Annotated in this window: 16 protein-coding genes and 1 pseudogene; 3 read left to right on the top strand and 14 right to left on the bottom strand. The window is 54.4% G+C overall.

All coding sequences use genetic code 11. From position 1 onward, the window contains the following. Nucleotides 1-576: 576 nt before the first annotated feature. On the top strand, nucleotides 577-1089 hold the full coding sequence (locus A985_RS29800; RefSeq protein ID WP_083902253.1) for an ATP-binding domain-containing protein: 513 nt from the start codon (nucleotides 577-579) through the stop codon (nucleotides 1087-1089). Here A985_RS29800 and A985_RS0109550 read toward each other — a convergent pair. The 14 genes and pseudogenes from A985_RS0109550 to A985_RS29105 form a co-directional block, all read right to left on the bottom strand. Beyond that, entirely contained in the window at nucleotides 1051-1872 is an 822-nt protein-coding gene (locus tag A985_RS0109550) for a hypothetical protein (RefSeq protein WP_020372912.1), read from the bottom strand. The two genes, A985_RS29800 and A985_RS0109550, sit on opposite strands and share 39 nt — an antisense overlap. Then, on the bottom strand, nucleotides 1872-3047 hold the full coding sequence (locus tag A985_RS0109545) for a toll/interleukin-1 receptor domain-containing protein (protein ID WP_020372911.1): 1176 nt from the start codon (nucleotides 3045-3047) through the stop codon (nucleotides 1872-1874). Before A985_RS0109545 ends, A985_RS0109550 begins: the two co-directional genes overlap by 1 nt. 239 nt (nucleotides 3048-3286) lie before the next feature. Next, nucleotides 3287-3931: a hypothetical protein gene (locus A985_RS27515; protein ID WP_083902252.1), complete on the bottom strand. Its 645-nt coding sequence runs from the start codon at nucleotides 3929-3931 to the stop codon at nucleotides 3287-3289. A 2-nt stretch (nucleotides 3932-3933) separates the two neighbouring features. Continuing rightward, on the bottom strand, nucleotides 3934-4431 hold the full coding sequence (locus tag A985_RS27510; RefSeq protein WP_083902251.1) for a TIR domain-containing protein: 498 nt from the start codon (nucleotides 4429-4431) through the stop codon (nucleotides 3934-3936). Between the two features lie 122 nt (nucleotides 4432-4553). Continuing rightward, nucleotides 4554-5447 carry a nucleoside triphosphate pyrophosphohydrolase family protein gene (locus A985_RS27505; RefSeq protein ID WP_017233180.1) on the bottom strand — a complete coding sequence of 298 codons (894 nt, stop codon included), beginning with the start codon at nucleotides 5445-5447 and terminating at the stop codon, nucleotides 4554-4556. 167 nt (nucleotides 5448-5614) lie between these two features. Beyond that, entirely contained in the window at nucleotides 5615-7783 is a 2169-nt protein-coding gene (locus tag A985_RS27500) for a metallophosphoesterase (RefSeq protein WP_255349098.1), read from the bottom strand. A gap of 52 nt (nucleotides 7784-7835) precedes the next feature. Beyond that, entirely contained in the window at nucleotides 7836-8255 is a 420-nt protein-coding gene (gene acpS, locus A985_RS27495; protein WP_157211407.1) for a holo-ACP synthase, read from the bottom strand. A 10-nt stretch (nucleotides 8256-8265) separates the two neighbouring features. Then, on the bottom strand, nucleotides 8266-9180 hold the full coding sequence (locus A985_RS24890) for a nucleoside triphosphate pyrophosphohydrolase family protein (protein ID WP_017233177.1): 915 nt from the start codon (nucleotides 9178-9180) through the stop codon (nucleotides 8266-8268). Continuing rightward, entirely contained in the window at nucleotides 9180-10334 is a 1155-nt protein-coding gene (locus A985_RS24885; protein WP_232424571.1) for a nucleotide kinase domain-containing protein, read from the bottom strand. Before A985_RS24885 ends, A985_RS24890 begins: the two co-directional genes overlap by 1 nt. Then, on the bottom strand, nucleotides 10331-11182 hold the full coding sequence (locus tag A985_RS0109510) for a hypothetical protein (protein ID WP_026131804.1): 852 nt from the start codon (nucleotides 11180-11182) through the stop codon (nucleotides 10331-10333). The genes A985_RS24885 and A985_RS0109510 overlap by 4 nt, the downstream gene beginning before the upstream one ends. Further along, the gene (locus A985_RS0109505; protein ID WP_017233174.1) at nucleotides 11175-12071 is read right to left on the bottom strand and encodes an ImmA/IrrE family metallo-endopeptidase; all 897 of its coding nucleotides are present in this window, start codon (nucleotides 12069-12071) and stop codon (nucleotides 11175-11177) included. The genes A985_RS0109510 and A985_RS0109505 overlap by 8 nt, the downstream gene beginning before the upstream one ends. Beyond that, a complete protein-coding gene (locus A985_RS0109500; protein ID WP_017233173.1) occupies nucleotides 12068-12433 on the bottom strand; it encodes a helix-turn-helix domain-containing protein in 366 nt (121 codons plus the stop codon). The genes A985_RS0109505 and A985_RS0109500 overlap by 4 nt, the downstream gene beginning before the upstream one ends. After that, nucleotides 12430-12750, bottom strand: a complete 321-nt coding sequence (locus A985_RS0109495) for a hypothetical protein (RefSeq protein ID WP_026131803.1) — start codon at nucleotides 12748-12750, stop codon at nucleotides 12430-12432. The genes A985_RS0109500 and A985_RS0109495 overlap by 4 nt, the downstream gene beginning before the upstream one ends. A gap of 695 nt (nucleotides 12751-13445) precedes the next feature. Continuing rightward, nucleotides 13446-13730, bottom strand: a pseudogene (locus tag A985_RS29105) (integrase); the annotation flags it as partial. A 1405-nt stretch (nucleotides 13731-15135) separates the two neighbouring features. On the opposite strand from A985_RS29105, the gene A985_RS27485 reads away from it, so the two are divergent. Together A985_RS27485 and A985_RS24875 are read left to right on the top strand one after the other, a co-directional pair. Beyond that, the gene (locus tag A985_RS27485) at nucleotides 15136-15366 is read left to right on the top strand and encodes an AlpA family transcriptional regulator (protein WP_083902248.1); all 231 of its coding nucleotides are present in this window, start codon (nucleotides 15136-15138) and stop codon (nucleotides 15364-15366) included. Between the two features lie 500 nt (nucleotides 15367-15866). Beyond that, nucleotides 15867-16694 (top strand): hypothetical protein, encoded by an 828-nt coding sequence (locus A985_RS24875; RefSeq protein ID WP_017233170.1) that lies wholly within the window; start codon nucleotides 15867-15869, stop codon nucleotides 16692-16694. The last annotated feature ends 7 nt before the right edge of the window (nucleotides 16695-16701 follow it).

Genomic DNA, 16701 nt, shown 5'->3' with positions numbered 1-16701 from the left:
TATGAAACTCTGGCCGGTCCACATATCGAAATTAGATGAAAAACAATTGACTACGCCTTCGTTTTCGACCCGCATCATTGTATCGGCAGGTCCGCTGGAGCCCGCCCGGCGCATCCGCGACAACCAGCGTACGCATCACTGCTTTCCGCAAACTTGCCGTGCACGATGTACATAGCCCTTCACGCGGGAACCGCGGAGATATCTCGAGGCTTGCTGGGTTGTCGGTTGCCGCACAATTCTGAGCACGAGGAACCAGTTTGGTCGACTGATGGTCATTCGGTACACACAGCTCCATGGCAACGGGACATTGCACTGCCACCCATCGGAGACAGCCAAGCATATGAAATATGCTTGATCGCATATCAGCCATCTGGCCGCCGCCACACTTCGCCCCACGGGATGTCGCTTGAACGGTGGCGCAGCTTGACACCTTGCCTGAGATGCCGATTCACTCGATCTCCAAGCGATTGCCCGGCAGCCTAACGCAGCTGGCAAACCGCGAATCCGGGCACGGCTGGCGCCCGGACACCCGATCATACCGGCGTCGGAGAAGCAATCGAACGCATCCATCACCGGATGAGTACGAGCCGGCACTTCAGCGATGCTCGCATCGATTTACGGATGGAGTTCGCTCAGGCGCGGCACATTCAGGCACACCCTGACATCAGCACCGTGCTTGCAGGACTTGCCTATCAACGCAGCAAAGGAAACGACCGGGCACCCTCCCGGTCAATCAGCACGATTCACAAGTCCAAAGGGCTTGAATGCGGTAGCGCCATTCTCATTCCGTGCGATGCGGGCAGTCTCGCGCATAATCAGAAAAACCGCTGCCTGCTATACGTTGCGCTTAGCCGGTCTTGCGAACAACTTACACTCGTGATTCCGGAAGCCAACCGTCCCCGCTCCTCCACTTGTAGTTCCATCGCACCCAGGTATGGCACTTTGCTTGGGGGCTGGTGTCAAGCATCAGACACACATGCAAACGTACATGGCCGACGTCAGTCCGGACACATTCAGGAAAAACTTAAACACACAATTGCTTCCACTAAGTCAGGCGGCCCTTGGACCGAGCCGAAAAAGGCCCCGTAAGATCAGCGCAACAGCCTGGTTCACGTGCGGCGTGCGAGCGACGATTGCGTTTTCCTGCTCCGTCAAGCCATTGTTCAAGTCACGCCAAGAGAACGCCTCAAACGCCTGGCGCTCAGCCCAACTGCGATGTGCATTCGTCCATGGCGCTACCATCCCCAACGTCTCCGCAATATCGCGGGCACAACCACCAAACCCGCCAATCACGAAGAGCGGCTGTTTACCTTGGAGTGTCAGCAACGCCTCCTCTGCAATACCCGGCATCAATCCACTGTACCGATCGACGCGCCCGCCGAGGACGATACGCCCGTGTGTGGTTCGCGCCGCCGCCGCCCGCATCGCTGTCAATCCTCGTTGCCACTCCCCGACTGTCGGATGCTGCTCTGGAAAACGCCTCCGTTCACCCATGGTGACAACTCGCCCCTGCAGGTCCAGAAGGACAAGTTTGGCTATCCCGCTCAGGTCCGACTGGATGCGCTCCAGCTCCTGTACCGGCTTCTGGATATGCACCGGCCAGGCAAGGTAATTCAGAATCCCTGGACGCTCATCGCCGTCATCGGCATCTCGACGGTGCCGCGCGACGAGTTCGAACAGCAACTCTGTAAAGCCGTTCGCACGCAGGTCACCGCCATAGACTATCCGGGCCCCGAGGGCAAGCAGGTGACGTGCAATTTCCGTCATGGCATCGCTCAAGTGCTGATCACTGAGTCCAAGAGCTGGCATGTCCGGGCTATCGGAGGTCGAAATCGCAACGGCATGCTGCGCCAGTGCCTCACGGTAAGTCATCAGATCTCCTCAGCAATCCATTCTGTGAAGCTTCGCAACCGCACATGTGGCGCGACAGTTTCAAACAGACGTTCCTCTTCAGCGCTCAAGGGCGGGTCTGGATAGACGATAGTCGGCTGTGCCATCTCCGAAACCGGAGGAAGTCCGGCAAGCGAAACGAGCTCAGGTGCGCGGGGAACGAAAACGACGTCGCGCTCGCCGCCTCTTTCAAGTTCAACCCGGCAACGCCAGAGGAAGTCCTTGAGCACTTCATCGAGCAATCGCCCAACAACGACATCGATACGATCAGCGAGCTGAGGATCCATACGCACGATCGGGACGTTGCCCATGTACGGAAACGCCCGTTCGTCTTGATCGCCAATGCAGTTGGCGACTACCAGTGGAACATTCCGCCGTTTGGCCTCGATAATCTCGCGCCGACACCATTCGCGTGAAGAATACGAGTCGGTGTGAATCGCGACGACCGCACTCTGAGCCACCTGTTTCAGCAAGACCTCATTAAAGCGAAGTCCCGCTGGAATATCGTGTACGTCGAAAAAACTGCCCAGACCATGGCCAACATGAAGATGCTCGCGAATGCGACGCGCAATGCTTTCGCCGTTATCGTCATGCTTGGAGTGGCTCAAAAATATCTGAACCTTCTGCAGATACCTGACGAGTGCCTCGCTGTCCTCCTCCGGCCGCTTCAGGTGTTCGAGATAGTGTCTGAGCATGCGACAGAACTCGTATGTCAGCTCACTGACTAGCCGCAGAAGGAGCTTGTCGCCAGCCAGTATCTCGCTCCACTGATCCCATCGCAGAGCCTGCTCGGCCACTACGAGTCCGGCCCGCTCAATCGCGACGGGGAATAGTCGTGCCGCGAGACCCGCAGCGTCCGTCTGTTCAGACAACTCACGGATGTACGCCATCCAATCCGCATCGTTCGCCAGGGATGATTCCGAGAGTACGACTATAGCTGTCGTCTCCGCCTCACCAAGATCTATCGGCAACGGCCTTCCGGCGTCAGGCGCCGGTTCAGAACGGAATATGACACTTAAGCCCGTGCCTCCCGCCACGTTTGCGTAAAGTTCGCGGCGAAAATGCTTCCTCAACACCTCTGCCACCGCGGCTCCTTCCTCAAAATCTGGATGCCAGACGATGTAGACCACTAAGAAAGGACGAGCAATATCGACCATGGATGTCCTAAGCGTGTTTCAGGCGTCGATCCCGATCATTCCTGTTCGGGCTCTTGTCTCGTAATTCAGATCTTCAACGACACGAATGCAAGCGCCGGCATTCGCGACCTGCACTCGAACTGAATACCAACATGCACACTGCCAGCCAAGCGGCACGCTTCTTCTGCGACTCCGGATAGCTCCGCGAGAATTTGACAGCGCAGAAAATTTGTTCTTCTCAAATGCAATCTATCCGACTGCTAACCGTCGACGGTGACCTTGTTGTCCTTTGCAGAATATCTGGCACTCGCCGCCTCAAAATCAAATGGGTCTCCGAGCACCCTATTTGGCGTGAAACTCGATTTGATAAATTTCAAAATAGGCTCAACATCAGAAAGATCAAAAACCCTGTGATGCCTCGCATTTTTATAATTGATCTTCTGGAGCAGATCGGCCGGGATTTCTATGGCCTCAGCACCAAAATAAAAAAAATAGTCTGACACAAGAACGGCGTTGGTCTGGGTGTCATTTTTTACGTTATGAATATTTGGCGAACCATCCGGATAACTGTGGTGGGAATTCAACTGCCTCCAATCTCCAGAAACCTGATGATAAATATTATCACCCACCATCATTTTTTTGCTTCCATTTCGCACTGGTTTCTTGTCTCTATAAAGCGGATTTTCCCAGTATTCGTTGAACGTGATCGAACTAGACACTCTCATAGCAAATACGCACCTACCCGTTGCGTTTAGACGCGAACCTCCCATTCCGATAACCCAATCACCCTCTTTGGCTACGCGCCGAATAATAGGTTTGCAGGTGGCTAAAGTGCACAATTTGTGGAACGGATTCGGTGCGAACCCAAAATCGCGATCTACCACATACATATATACCTTCGGCATAGTTAACACTGGGAGGTCACGGAGGCATTTACTGGGGATCGAGCTGAGCCATCTGGATTCTCAAATGTATTATCCTCATCATCGATTGCCTTTTTAATACTATTTGCATTCCATCCAACTATGGTCGATGCATATTTCTCAAGGCTCTTAGGAATGTCCGCATCCTTCCCTCCCTGCTCAAATACTCCGACGATTCTCTTACCTTGAGCGTGCGCCTGATCGATTTCCCAGTTAACCCAAGGTCGTGCATGGGTCTTTTCTCCGATCAGAACTACAACGGTAGATGCCCACGAAATCTTCATCCGAAGCAAACGTTCAATCACAGCATCCTTCACCAAACCTCGATCCAGTCGCTCCTGGTTTGCGGGCTTCGCACGAATCGAGCTGTTGCGCACATCCCACCCTTTCCCCCCGAGTAGCCCCGTAAATTTATCAACCAAAGCGTCATCTCGGTGATGGTGGCTGATAAACAAGTGTCTCCTCTCATCAGATTTAGTCATTTAATCGATCCTCGCTGATGTTTTCGCACACTCTATCGGTCGCTTTATGCTAGTCACAATCCCGATTCTGGTTCGAAATTTCCCCCGAGATATTCTGGTGCTTACGTCGAACGCGGCGGCGCTCATGAGTTGGCAACATATTCGATCCGACGGGTTTCTCGATTTCCGACAAGCCGGCCGCTAGGTTGACGACGTACCAGCCGCCAGACCTCGAAAGCATTAAGAATGGCTTGTTCCCATTGAGCCATCGTGCAACGACTGACCTCCAAGTGACTGGTTAACTGACTGATGAGTTGAAGCAATTGAATACTCACGCTGTTGACGCCCTCATAGTAGGACTTCATTTGTGCCTCGTTAAAGATCAGTGCAGCGATAGCCTCATCAATTACAGCCGCCCGTCCTCCATCTTCAACTTCATCGACGGTCGGGCTACTTTTCCGCTTGCAATTGAAGAAAATTCGCCCTCGAAGTACTGGCGACCAGCCCAAATGCGCAACAAAAGCCAAGTGGAAGATGTCATGAAAGCGATAACCATCCTCGCTTTCCGTGTTATCGGTCAATGGGTCACCGAAGGGATTGCCATTGTATGAAAGTGACACTGCACTTGTACTATCGAGCTTTCTCACCGGGGTGACGTTCACAGTAAATAAACGAGGAAACCGCTCATTATCAGGAAACTCGCCATCGAAATTTGGGGCGACGGCTTCTTCGCCCGTGCCTCGATCCCACCGGTTACTAGTTTTCTCAAGATTCTGCCTGGCGATGTCTTCAAGCGTCAGGTTGTTCTTATGTGCGATATTGGAAACGTACCATAGTAAATCCCCTAGCACCTCGCCAGTGCGCTCACGAAATGCTTGATAGGCGGAGCCATCGCGCAAATAGCGTAAGTACTCCGCCGATAATGCCCCGGCCCGTCCTGAGAGACCGAGTACCGGGGTCATCAATGATTCAATCCGCTCCCTGTCTGCAACCTGATCTGTAGCATTTGCTTGTTGCTGATACTCATTCAGTCTCATCGATGATCCAGGTAAATATTTGACGCCATAAAAAAACTACGCCACGTCCCAACTGGTTGCGCCCATACCTCGAGAAAAATGATGGCTTCCGCTTCTTAGATTCGCATTCCGATAAAAATCAGGTCGAACACGAACAGACATCTATAACGAGCTTTGGCAAATCTTGGTCAGAGAGACTGCACCCGTTTCTCTGTCAGCGATCGCAGCTCGGACACCGCATCCAGCGCACTCGGCGCCCAACGATCGAAGTCATTCTTCGAGCGAGAGCCCTTCTCGAACCCCTCGTTGTCTCTCGCCAAACGCCGCAAAACACGTACAAATATCCCGAGGTCCTGATCCTCGCCTTCCTCGACAACTTCCAGATACGACGCCAGCAAGTTGAGCCCATCAATTGCTATAGGAAGGCCGTCTGGGTTATATTCTTTGGCCGTTGCTTCCAGATCGCAGAGCGTACGTTCCCAGCCACGCAGGGCATCGCGCTGGGCGTCATTTCGCGCAGATCGATGTACAAGCGTATTGGCCAACAGATGAAACCGCTCCGGCGACTGGTCAAGCCAGCGATCGATGATCGGCATAGCGACTTGTGTGGGCGATCGAGAATGCGTACGAGCATCACCGGTAATTGTCGTAATCCGGCCAGGTTGAAATCTCAGAGCGTCACAGATTTCCCATTGCAGATATCGCATCTCTGCAACGTTGATCGGCCACCACCGCGCGAATTCCTGAGCGCGGTAGAAGGCAATAACATCGACTGCGTGCCGCGCATTTCCCAAATCGCGGCGTTTAAATTCCACCAAGCAGAAAGAAGCGAATTCTTCCTGCGTTCCGTCCGCGGTGAAGTCCCGAAACGGATCGATTAGCACCGCTATCGCACGGGTACTGGCCTTCGTCTCTAGTAGCTTGATTACCCGTTCGATCTGGTTGATCTTACCCCCGAAGCGCCGAAGACGAGCCCCATGTACGAACGGCATTCGATCTTCCAGGCCTGACCGATCGAGCTGCCACCACGTGACAAGATCTTTCAGCCAACGCTGGCGCTCCGACTCTCCCATTGACTCCGACGTTGGGTAGTCCGTCGGCAAAGGCAAATTTCCGGATACCCCGAGCTCAATATCGAGATGAACAATCAGCGTTCCGTTTGCGGCTTCCTTTGCAGCCGCCTCACAGGCGCGCTCGTAGACCTCATCCAGACTGTTACCCTGGATAACTACTGGGCCCCCTTCAACAACGTCCGTAGTCCAGATCCGACGAACAACGGGTGGCAGATCAACGAGCTCGACACCACTACGCGGAATTTGCACGGGTTTGATCGATACAGTCGGGCTGTTTGGCATGCCCGTGAGAGTCATCAGGCGAGCTGCATCAGATTCGCTTCCCGCTTCGAACGTCGCTCCGGAAACCACGAGAATCCGGTGCTCCTTATTACCATCACGATTGTAGACGTGCTCGAATTGAACAGAGTGTTCATGCTTATGACCATGCACGACAACAGCTACATCCCGATCACGTAAAAAACTCCGTACTTGCTCCAGGTTGGAAATATCCGCAAACGGCTTCAGCTCCTCGCGTAAGCTCGGTGTGCGGAGGTGATGATGCAGCAGCGCGATCCTGACTTGCCGTCCTGATGACGGACGAGGTGTCTCTTCAACTACTTTCCGTAAAACCTCAAGTTGCTGATCGGACACTCGAGCCATGTCGTAGCGAGCCAAGGCGTCGAGCTGACGCCGCAGATTCGCCTCCATCTCCTGGCTCCCCTTCGCAGCGATAGAGGGCAGAGCAGCCCACACGCTTGCGAGCGGCTCAGGGAGGATTTGAGTGGCGTGGGACCAGTTGCTTGTGTTGATTGGGAAAACAGCCCAACGTCCGTCATCGCTAACGAGTCGATGCGGTCCGCCCTCTCTGTCCGACGCATCGACTCCGTCCAGCCAGGGAGTTACACATCCGGCCTTTCGCCACACTTCTATAAACTCCGCGTAGCGAGCGGCGGAACTGGGTTCGCTAACACGCGGGACGTCGTGATTCCCGGGGATAGCAACGATGTTGGCCGCCGTGACGCCTAAAGACCCGAAGTGACGCAGCAGGAGATCGAGAAGTATCCTGTGACCACCGGGTTGCCCCCGCTCTTGCGCGTCGCCAGTGAACAACACTCCATCCAGTTGATGACGGCTACGGCTCAATCGTTCGGCAAGACGGGTAAACAGCAGTTCGAGTGCAGACTCTCGCGTTTCGCCATCGATCGCGGGGATCTTTACTTTATAGTCGTCGCGTACGAACGGCACACCGGTCAGTGCCAAGTGTGTGTCCGTCAAATGAAGAAATGTTGCGGAACTGGGCATAGCGCTCGTAATAGTTACCTTGTTCAAAGACAGCATTCCCACGAATCGTCGGTCAATGGACACATCCCAAGGCAATGACACTAGCGACGGCTACGTTTCCTGCGTGGCTCAAACTAACCAACCAGCTTTCTATATGACGTTCGATCTGCAGAGTGGCCAATTTCCGGTGCAAAACAACAGTAGGCATCCCCACATTTGACGTCAAAACTTCCACATCGGTAAACGCGACACCATCGCCCCAGCCTATTCCAAGCGCTTTTAAGACGGCTTCTTTGGTTGCGAATCGGCCCGCCAATCTCCCCAATCGATCAACACCGGCCCCCGCCGCAGCCAGTTCCTTTGAAGTAAAATACCGATCGAGAAAAGAAAGTGCCGGCTCCTTGATGAGTATCGAAAATTCATGGATATCGACAACGTCAAGACCGTGCCCGAGGACCCCCCCCAGCGGCTTTGTAATATGTGTCGTCGGCACACCACCCTCCTCATCGGGATTTTCTGTTCTTACCGTCCAATTTAATTGGACCAAGATATTTCAAATCCTTTGCATCCATGTCCACGAGAATCCTGCCACCTTCATTAGCAAGTACCTCTCGCCATACCTTGAACCCCATGAGAATCGCCCGCTGCCACTCACCCATCGAACGCTTTCCAACTTCAAGAACGGACGTTATCCCTTTGATAGTTCGAAGTAGGTGATAATCGAGCTCGGATACTCCCTCCAGCCATTTGTGGCCTTTGGCGTACTCAAAGACAAGAGCGGCAACACCTTCGTCGATTACCTGTGCGCGCCCTCCATCCTGAACTTCATCTATATCCACTCTGCTCTTTCGTTTGCGCTTTAGCAGTTTCCTGATCACAGGTGACCAGCCAAGGACGGCGACGTAAGCCAAGTGAAAAACGTCATGAAATCTGTAACCGTCTGGGTCGTCAGCGTTGTCGGTTAGGTCGTCGCCGATTTTCTTTCCATCCATCCTCGCGCGTATTTTTTTCTTGCCTTTGACTAACACTTCACTAAGTTCGACCTCAAATCGCCGAGGGAAGCTCTCATGCGCGTCGTAGCCAGCGTCAAAATTTACGGACGAAGAGTCTTGGTCACCCCAGCGATCCTGCGTCTTGCGAAGATTGATGCTCGCGATATCCTCTAAAGTGAGACCGAACTTGGTTGCAACGTTGGAGATATACCAAAGGAGATCGCCCAACTCTTCAGCAACGCGATCCTTGAAAAGCTGATGAGAATCTCCGTCGCGCAAATGCTTCTTGTATTCACTCAATAACTCGCCCGTTTCACCAGCAAGACCTAATAGTGGCACGATGACGTCTGTGCCGGTCTGGTTCTTCTGATGGCCGGGTACACGATCAGTTTTCTGTGCTTCCTGCTGGTAAACGTTCAGGTTCATTAAGAGTCCCCGAGTTTCAGAGTTCCTTGCATCTTTTGCCCCAAACTTTGGCGCTTCTTCCCTCTTTCTTGATTGGATCTAAGAGGCACAAAGCTCGCGTCAATCTTCTCATTAAGGCCCCACTTGGGGGGATACCATGGAAGGTTGAGTGGCCCAGTCGGCGAAAATTTCTGCTTGATACGCGTTCGCCCCGAAATTCCAGCGATTTCCGGATGGGCAACACGGGAATATTTGTCAACTTCGCAGAACAGATTTTGACAGTCGATAAGCTGAAGTCGGCGCCCCCATAATGATTGGAACGTTATGCCCAGCCGCTCGAACTCTCTCTCCTGGTTATCCGCCATCAACCGAATAAGCTCAGCTTCGTTAAGTCCCGCACTGTAGGAAAAGCACTTCCGCAATCCATCTCGCGCCCCTGGCCCCGGCACGACAAAATCCATCTCAGAGAAATCGGTGATTTCGCTATAGTTGATATCGGTCGTGAATTGATACGCTAGGAAGTCACCAATGGTCGGATAGCTTCTCAGCAATTCGAACGCCGTCTGCATATTCCGCACTCTGCCAAGTTGACCCGCCAGGTCGTCCGCCATCATTCTTTCCAAAAGCCGAAGATGGTTTTGGTGCTTTGCCGCATGACCAAATGCGGATCCTCCCGGTGGCATGATATAGGCAGCAGAATAAATACGCGCGCCGGCGCGCATCGCCTCGCTTAGAACGCGGTCGTATCGCTCAAAACGGTAATCTTTGAACGTTATAGAACCGAAAGCATACTCGAGCAATTCCCATGTCTCGATCTTGTTGAACAGCTTGAACAACAAAGTCCTGAAAAGTACCTCAGGTGCGGAATCGGGCAAGTCATTGCGATAGATAACATGCCGAATCAGATACTGGCTAACCCGATCTGATGCGCGATATGCATTCGTAAATTTATGTGCAGATATGATCGGATCGGCAGTCCAAGGCCCAGGCTCACCGGCAAGTCGGCGAAAAAAAACACGCTGTCTCTCTACGGCAAAGCGCCAATAGCTGTCGTACGCCGTAGACACCCTCAACGGCGACAGATGCGATGTCTTCGATATTGCATCAACCAATTCCGTCGGATCGCCCCCCACCCCGTCGCCGCTCGTTGCACCGGCACTTGATTTGCGTCTCACGCCATTGTCTCTGTTGTCGTTTGTTCTGCTGGCTGCGGCGAGACCGCCGATTCCTGCTCCGTGAGGCACGCGCGAGCGGCCGCAAGCAACGGCTTCATAGCCGGATCGGTCTTCGAGATCCTTTCAAATTTGGCAACACCAACCACTACGTTCATCCGTATCAACTTCATATCCATCTGATGCGCCATGAAAGCGCCAAGCTGCGCAATCCCAAGATAATTGCCGTAGGCCTTCACAAACAACTGTTGTGTCGCGTAAAAGGCGTTAATGACCAAACCTTCGCCTGTGGGCTCAAAGCTAACATGTTGCATGCAGGGAAACTGCAATTGCGCGTCTGCGACATGGTCCCGTGCCGGGTCAAAAACGCTTGCCTGAAACATCGACCGCCGCACGCCATCTCGCGCGCTGTATTGCGACAGAATCCATTCCAGCTGATTTCCGTCGCTCGCGCCACTCCCAAAGCTTGTCAAGCGTTCGAAGTAGAGTCCTCGCTTGTTGTCCCGGCGATTCATTGCCTGATAGCGAGGAAAAGCGTCGCGGTACAGCTTGAACAATACCTTTCTGTCGCCTCGCGCGATCTGCCAAAGTCGTTGCGGAAAGATCGTAAAGGCGACGTCCTCAACATCTCGGAACTTCTTGGAAAGCAACAGTTTGTCCAGTTCGCTACGAACGTCTGCGTCCTCAGCGGGCATCCCGTCCTCGTCAAAGCCCGTTACGCTCAGCACCAAAGGAGAAATCTCGGTCCCTCCATGGTCGATGACGTGTAGTACCGCTTTGGCCCAAGCGCGGGACAAATCAGGCTCGTCGACGAGAAATGGGGCTACGACTGGTGCACGTCGCTTAGTCATCTGACACATCCTCTAGGTGGCGATACCGCGCGAGTCCAACGTATCGCCTCCTGGTTACGCGCACAAAGGTGGCCCATGAAGTTCCGGGGATGACGACACGCGTGATACCCGGCTTCATGATGCGAAAAACTCTTCCTGCTTTTACGTCTCGCTCTGGCATCAGGATTGCCGTATCCACGACAACGCCCATTGGAAGCAGCAGCCGCGCCCCCTCCTCCGCGTCAAGCGTTGGCGAATTCCATTCGCGGTCCGCAATCGTCAGTGGTTCAGGCACAACTTCTCCGAGGAGCTCAGTCCGGATCATCTTCGGGGTTATCTTTCCGAGTTCTGCGCGCCGCGCCAAGCTCATTGCTTGTATGCCGTAAGCCATGTGATTGACAAGCGTTGCCTGCCCGACACCGAAATTGCATGCCACTGCATACATTTGTGTCGCGGAAGCGGTATTCGGGTTTAGTCCGCGCCGATTCAACGCTTCACGCAATCCCAACGTCGGCATCAGGACGAACGAAGCGAAAGCGTCTGCGAGCACTTCGTCCGGGTGGCGGGCCTCGGTCGAGAGCTGTTCTTCCCGCAGTTCATCGATTGTTGAGCCATGCCCAAACACATGATGCCCGAGTTCATGCGCACAGGTAAATGCACGCCTTGCCAATGGTCGCAAGGCCGAAACATGAATACGGGGGCGAGGCTCGCGGTCGTACATCCCCTCCATATTGATGTCATTAAACCGCACCGTGACGCGAAGTGCCTCGCAGAGTCCGTAGATGCACGCCGGACTTTTCTGGTCAAGACCGGCCTTCGTGCGCGCGGCAATTGCTGCCTGCATCCCCATCATGACCAATGCTTTCTGCTCTGTGCGCGACGTCGACACTGAGGAATTCGCGCTCATCATGAGTTACCTTCGCTTTCAGAATCCGTGCCTCTCATCGATGCCAGTAAGCGCAGCAGGCGATCGAGATCGTCTGGTTTGAGCTTGGCCAGCTCTCGCGCGGCGAGTTGCAGCCGTGGATCATCCGTTTCTAGTTGCTCAGCCGTTTCGGCAAATAGCCACGGAACGGTGACGTCGTATATCTCCGCAAATCGCGAAAGCTCCTCCGCCGAGACCCGGCGATTACCTGCCTCTATCTCGGAGATAGTCGGTCGATGCATTTCAAGCAGCTTCGCGACCTGCCCCTGCGACAACCCGGCCATTTTCCTTGCTTCCCGTAGCCGGTAAGCAATTTCGGCCCGCTTGGCCTCTTGCTGTTCACTCATTTTGCGTTTGCCGCCTGTGCGGCCTGTTGTGCCGGAGCTTGTGCGTCGACCAGCGCCACGACGAGCTCTACGCTTTCGTCAAGGGTGAGTGCAATACAACTCTTTTCCTTGCGAAAGATATTTACGTCGTTCGCGATTACGACGCCCAATTTCGCGGCAAGCATCCCTATGGCTACAGGCCAGATTTTGCTGTCGAACTTCGGTAAGACTTCCAGCGACTTCGTTTCACCGACAAGAGCTGGGCATTCGAGTCCGCTTGCGGCCTGAATTTCCTGCAGAACTTCGACGAGCGATGTACGTACTACGGCTGCATTCATGTTTGCCATCCGTGTCCGGCCTTACCGGCAGTAAGATTATCTTACCATGCAATTTCGCAGGCGCGAGCTTTTTTGAACGTCGAGCGTCAACGTCAATATCGAACCTCACTGGACCGTGTCCGTAACGACGAACACAAGGAATTGCGACCGTCAGGGTCGAAACCGCTCGGCCAGAACCGGCCGAAACGGTGCCGCTTAGCGAAGCGAAGGGACAGACCATCGCTCAGCTACGGCGGACTCGGGCGCGAACGCAGCCAATTCGGGCTTCTGAGCCCAGCATCTGGCCACGAGCAGCGGCTCACACCTATCGCGCATCGATTCGCGGCCCCTCATCCCTCCACGCAGTCTGCACACGGCTGCCGTGATCGCCCTCGCTTGTGGCGCCCCTGCGCGGTCAACCCGAGGCTCGGCATGCATCCGGTTCCCAGGTTCCCGCCCTTGACCCGCGACCGTAGCCGATAGCGGGCAGGTGTCAAGGGGCAAGGGACCATGTTGCCCGCCCCCCCCTCCCTCGCCTTTTTCCTTGACGCCTGCCCGCTATCGGCTCCTCAAACCGACCAAAGTAAAGGCATGGATCAATACACGCAAGCAAACCTTGGGCGGTGAAACCACGAAGCAGACGTTCGCTTCGAAAGGGCAAGCGCCATACGGACGAGATCACGCAACGAATGAACTAGGTACTATCTCTCATCCATTCAGGTCAACACACTCAACGTCGGCACCACGACGTATTCTGGCATCAACTTTGGAACGTAGGTCCGCCCACTGCCCCAGGCATCGACCATGTGAGCCCATTCCTACTGGATGTGGCGCCGCTGCTCGGCATATTCTGCCTTGTTGTACACCGCGCGCACCCCACGCTGCTCGTGTGCCAAACATTTTTCTATCCAGTCAGTATTAAACCCGGCCTCATGCAACGGTGTGCTAGCCGTTCTCCTCAGATCATGCACGGAGAAAGATTCAAAGTCCGGTGCCCCACTCTCACAAATCAGTCTGGGCGCCCCGTATCCCGGCAAGAAGCGCTGGCCAACAATGTTCGGCGCCTCGTCAGCGTCTCGTCGTCAAGTTGGTGCGCCTGTTGCGAAACGAATGACGAATACGGAGACAGATCACGATCGAACCCAGTCAACTCGACCGCACGAATCTTGCCGCACACATTGGGTCGAATCATATTCGTCTAGTGAACGAAATCTACAAGATCTAGTAGCGGGCCCAAGTGATCGGGTAGATCGAGCCTCGACGACCCAGCCGTCAATCGCAATCACCCGGCGCAGAATCTGCGAATTCGGATACTAAGAAGGCGACGGCTTAAATAGCCGCATCGCCGCCCCTCGCCACACGTCGACAACAGAACGAATTCGGCACGGCGTCGTGCTGGGCATGAAAGCGGTTCATCAAACTCATGAACTCGGCACCTACGATAGCGCCCGCGAATCAAAACTGTTGGTCCCTAGTAAATAGTCAACCCCAAAAATTGGCAGGATCATCCGCGCTTTTTGGTCGAGCCGACCGTTGTTCTCGGAATTCCCGCAACGCAAACGGTCAATCCTCTGGCAGCGAGTTCTTGTGTCACCCGCAATACCAGATCAGGCCCGCACGCGAATTCATGACGCGGTTCGACGACACACACGGTCAACTAGCCGAATTCGTAATGCCCGCTAGCGGCGCAAACTGACCGGCGTCAACGTGTTGCCACCGAAATCCAAGAACCAGATCCGAACTACCGAGAACTTGGCCCCCATGCGATTCCAGGCCAGTCCCCAAAGCCCCAATCGCCAACCTCGATCACATATAGATCCAGTCAAGATAGGCGAATTCGACGGCCAGCGTTCGCGCATCTCCACCATCAGGAACAACACGCTTACCGTTCGGATCTTCGTGCGCCGCCGACCGTTCGACAACCCCGGTTTCAAACTCGAATTCGGTTAATCGCAGATCAAGTCAAGTTCAGTTGGCAGCCCCGCCCGGGGCTCTAGTAAATAGTCGCATTCGCGGCCAACGAATCGGATGTCCATCAAGATGCACGATTGAACATCCGCAACTAGTACCAACGTGTTCAGCTAACGAACGCAGACATCGACGCCCCTCAGCGCATTGGCGAACCGACCCACAACTAGGCTCCCACACCCAGAACCTTCGTAGTTAGAAATCGAATTGCCGGAACGTTCGCGTTCCCGCCGGTTCGGGAGATTGCCAATTGAACTGATCGGCGCTAAACCAAGATCTGTTGGTCCGGGTCACCGAGGATTCGCGTGCATTCGCGATTCGGCGTTCGGCTAATCGGCCACCCGGATTTCCAAGTTTTGGTGGGTCAGTAAATAGGGTGTGCTTCGGGTTCTCTGCCCGATGCCGGACTTAGGCAACGATTGCCTGCTGGAGCACACGATGAACACCCAACCATTAGCCCAAGAAAACCCAACGACGGTTGCGTTGCTACGCCGCCCCGACGTCGAACGCATTACTGGTCTTTCGCGATCATCGATCTACGCGAAGATAAAAACCGGCGAATTCCCCAGACCAGTTCCACTTACCAGCAGAATCGTTGCATGGATCGAGTCCGAGATTCTTGGTTGGGTTCAATCAAGAATCGATGTTCGCGACGGCGGTGCAACGTGATAGCGGAAGCAGAATGGTTGCACGTCACCGCCGTAAGAAATTACCCGCGCGTTGAAACTCTGCAATCTCGATAGATCCGCCCGCGAACCAGAAACCGTGAGCGCCCGAAATCTGGGGTCGTAGGTCTCCCAGCTTTCGAGATGCCGTCGATTACGTGAGCCCGTCGATCACGATCATCGACGAGCGCTTCGTTGCTGACAGTCCATTGTTGAGAATGCAATAGTCATCGACACGATTCAAGTTTCCCCCAAGTCCCCGCATTGAACTTTGGCTAGTCCACACCACTGATGGTCCTCCGTTCTCCGCGTGGTCAACGTGCCAAATTGAGGTCTCTGCGAAGACGACGGCCCGGGCTGGTATCTGCAAATCTAGCGTCCCTAGTAAATACGTCCATCGAGCACACCCACATCGTCGCTCGCGGCGATTCACAGTTCCACGATCACCAACGACATATGAGACAACGACAAACGGAACGACGACCATCGACGAAAACGAAACGCGTGGCGAATTCGATCACGGGCATCGTCCGCGCTTTCGACCGAATCAAGATCTACGTTGACGATCGACTATCGGCGAAGAAGATCGAGCAAAGGCTCGTCAATCTCTGTACCGACGTTACGATCGTTTATCCGATCCATAGATCTCAGCGAATCTGGGCGACGAAGATCGAACTTCGGCAGCCGACGTCGGAAGCGTTCATCGAGCTATCCAACATGCTCGGCATACGGCACCTGACCAGGGTTAGCTATGCCGAGGTCGCCATCGATTGGCTAACCCCAGATGGAGAGAGCGCGGCTGTCATGGCCGAATATCTGCTTGAACATATGGTGGTGCGCGCACGCGAGCGGGCGAACATCGAGGAAGAGACCGCCTACTTCAATCGGCGAACCAACAAGAACGGCAATCCTAGTCCGCACGTCCCGGTGCTCTACGCTGACCGACCGAGCAAACTTCTCGCAAGGCGTTATCCGGAGCCTTGCTGTCACTTCGAGCATCGTTTCAACGGTCACGCAGCATGCTCGTCGATCGGATTGAACACCCTCGCAGATTGCATCGCGTTCGATCACCACATCTTCTGGCGGTCGACTCTTCGGTTGTGCGAATTCTCGTCGAAGATGGATCTGGGTGCTGCCCTTTCGAATCGTTCTGACCTAACAGCATCGGCGCTTCGAAATCGTGCCGCGAACTTCTTGCAGGAGCATCGCGTTGGGGCCTCCAACGAATCACCGTACGTTCTGCATAACTGTGTGAGGGCCAAGCCAATCATTCGCCGAGCACTAAGAGCTATCGACAACAGACATCTACTGGAACCGCGTCCTCGCCACTGACATCGAG

It is taken from the genome of Pandoraea sp. B-6 (assembly GCF_000282835.1).
Taxonomy (GTDB): domain Bacteria; phylum Pseudomonadota; class Gammaproteobacteria; order Burkholderiales; family Burkholderiaceae; genus Pandoraea; species Pandoraea cepalis.
This window is presented reverse-complemented; position numbering and strand designations above follow the sequence as displayed.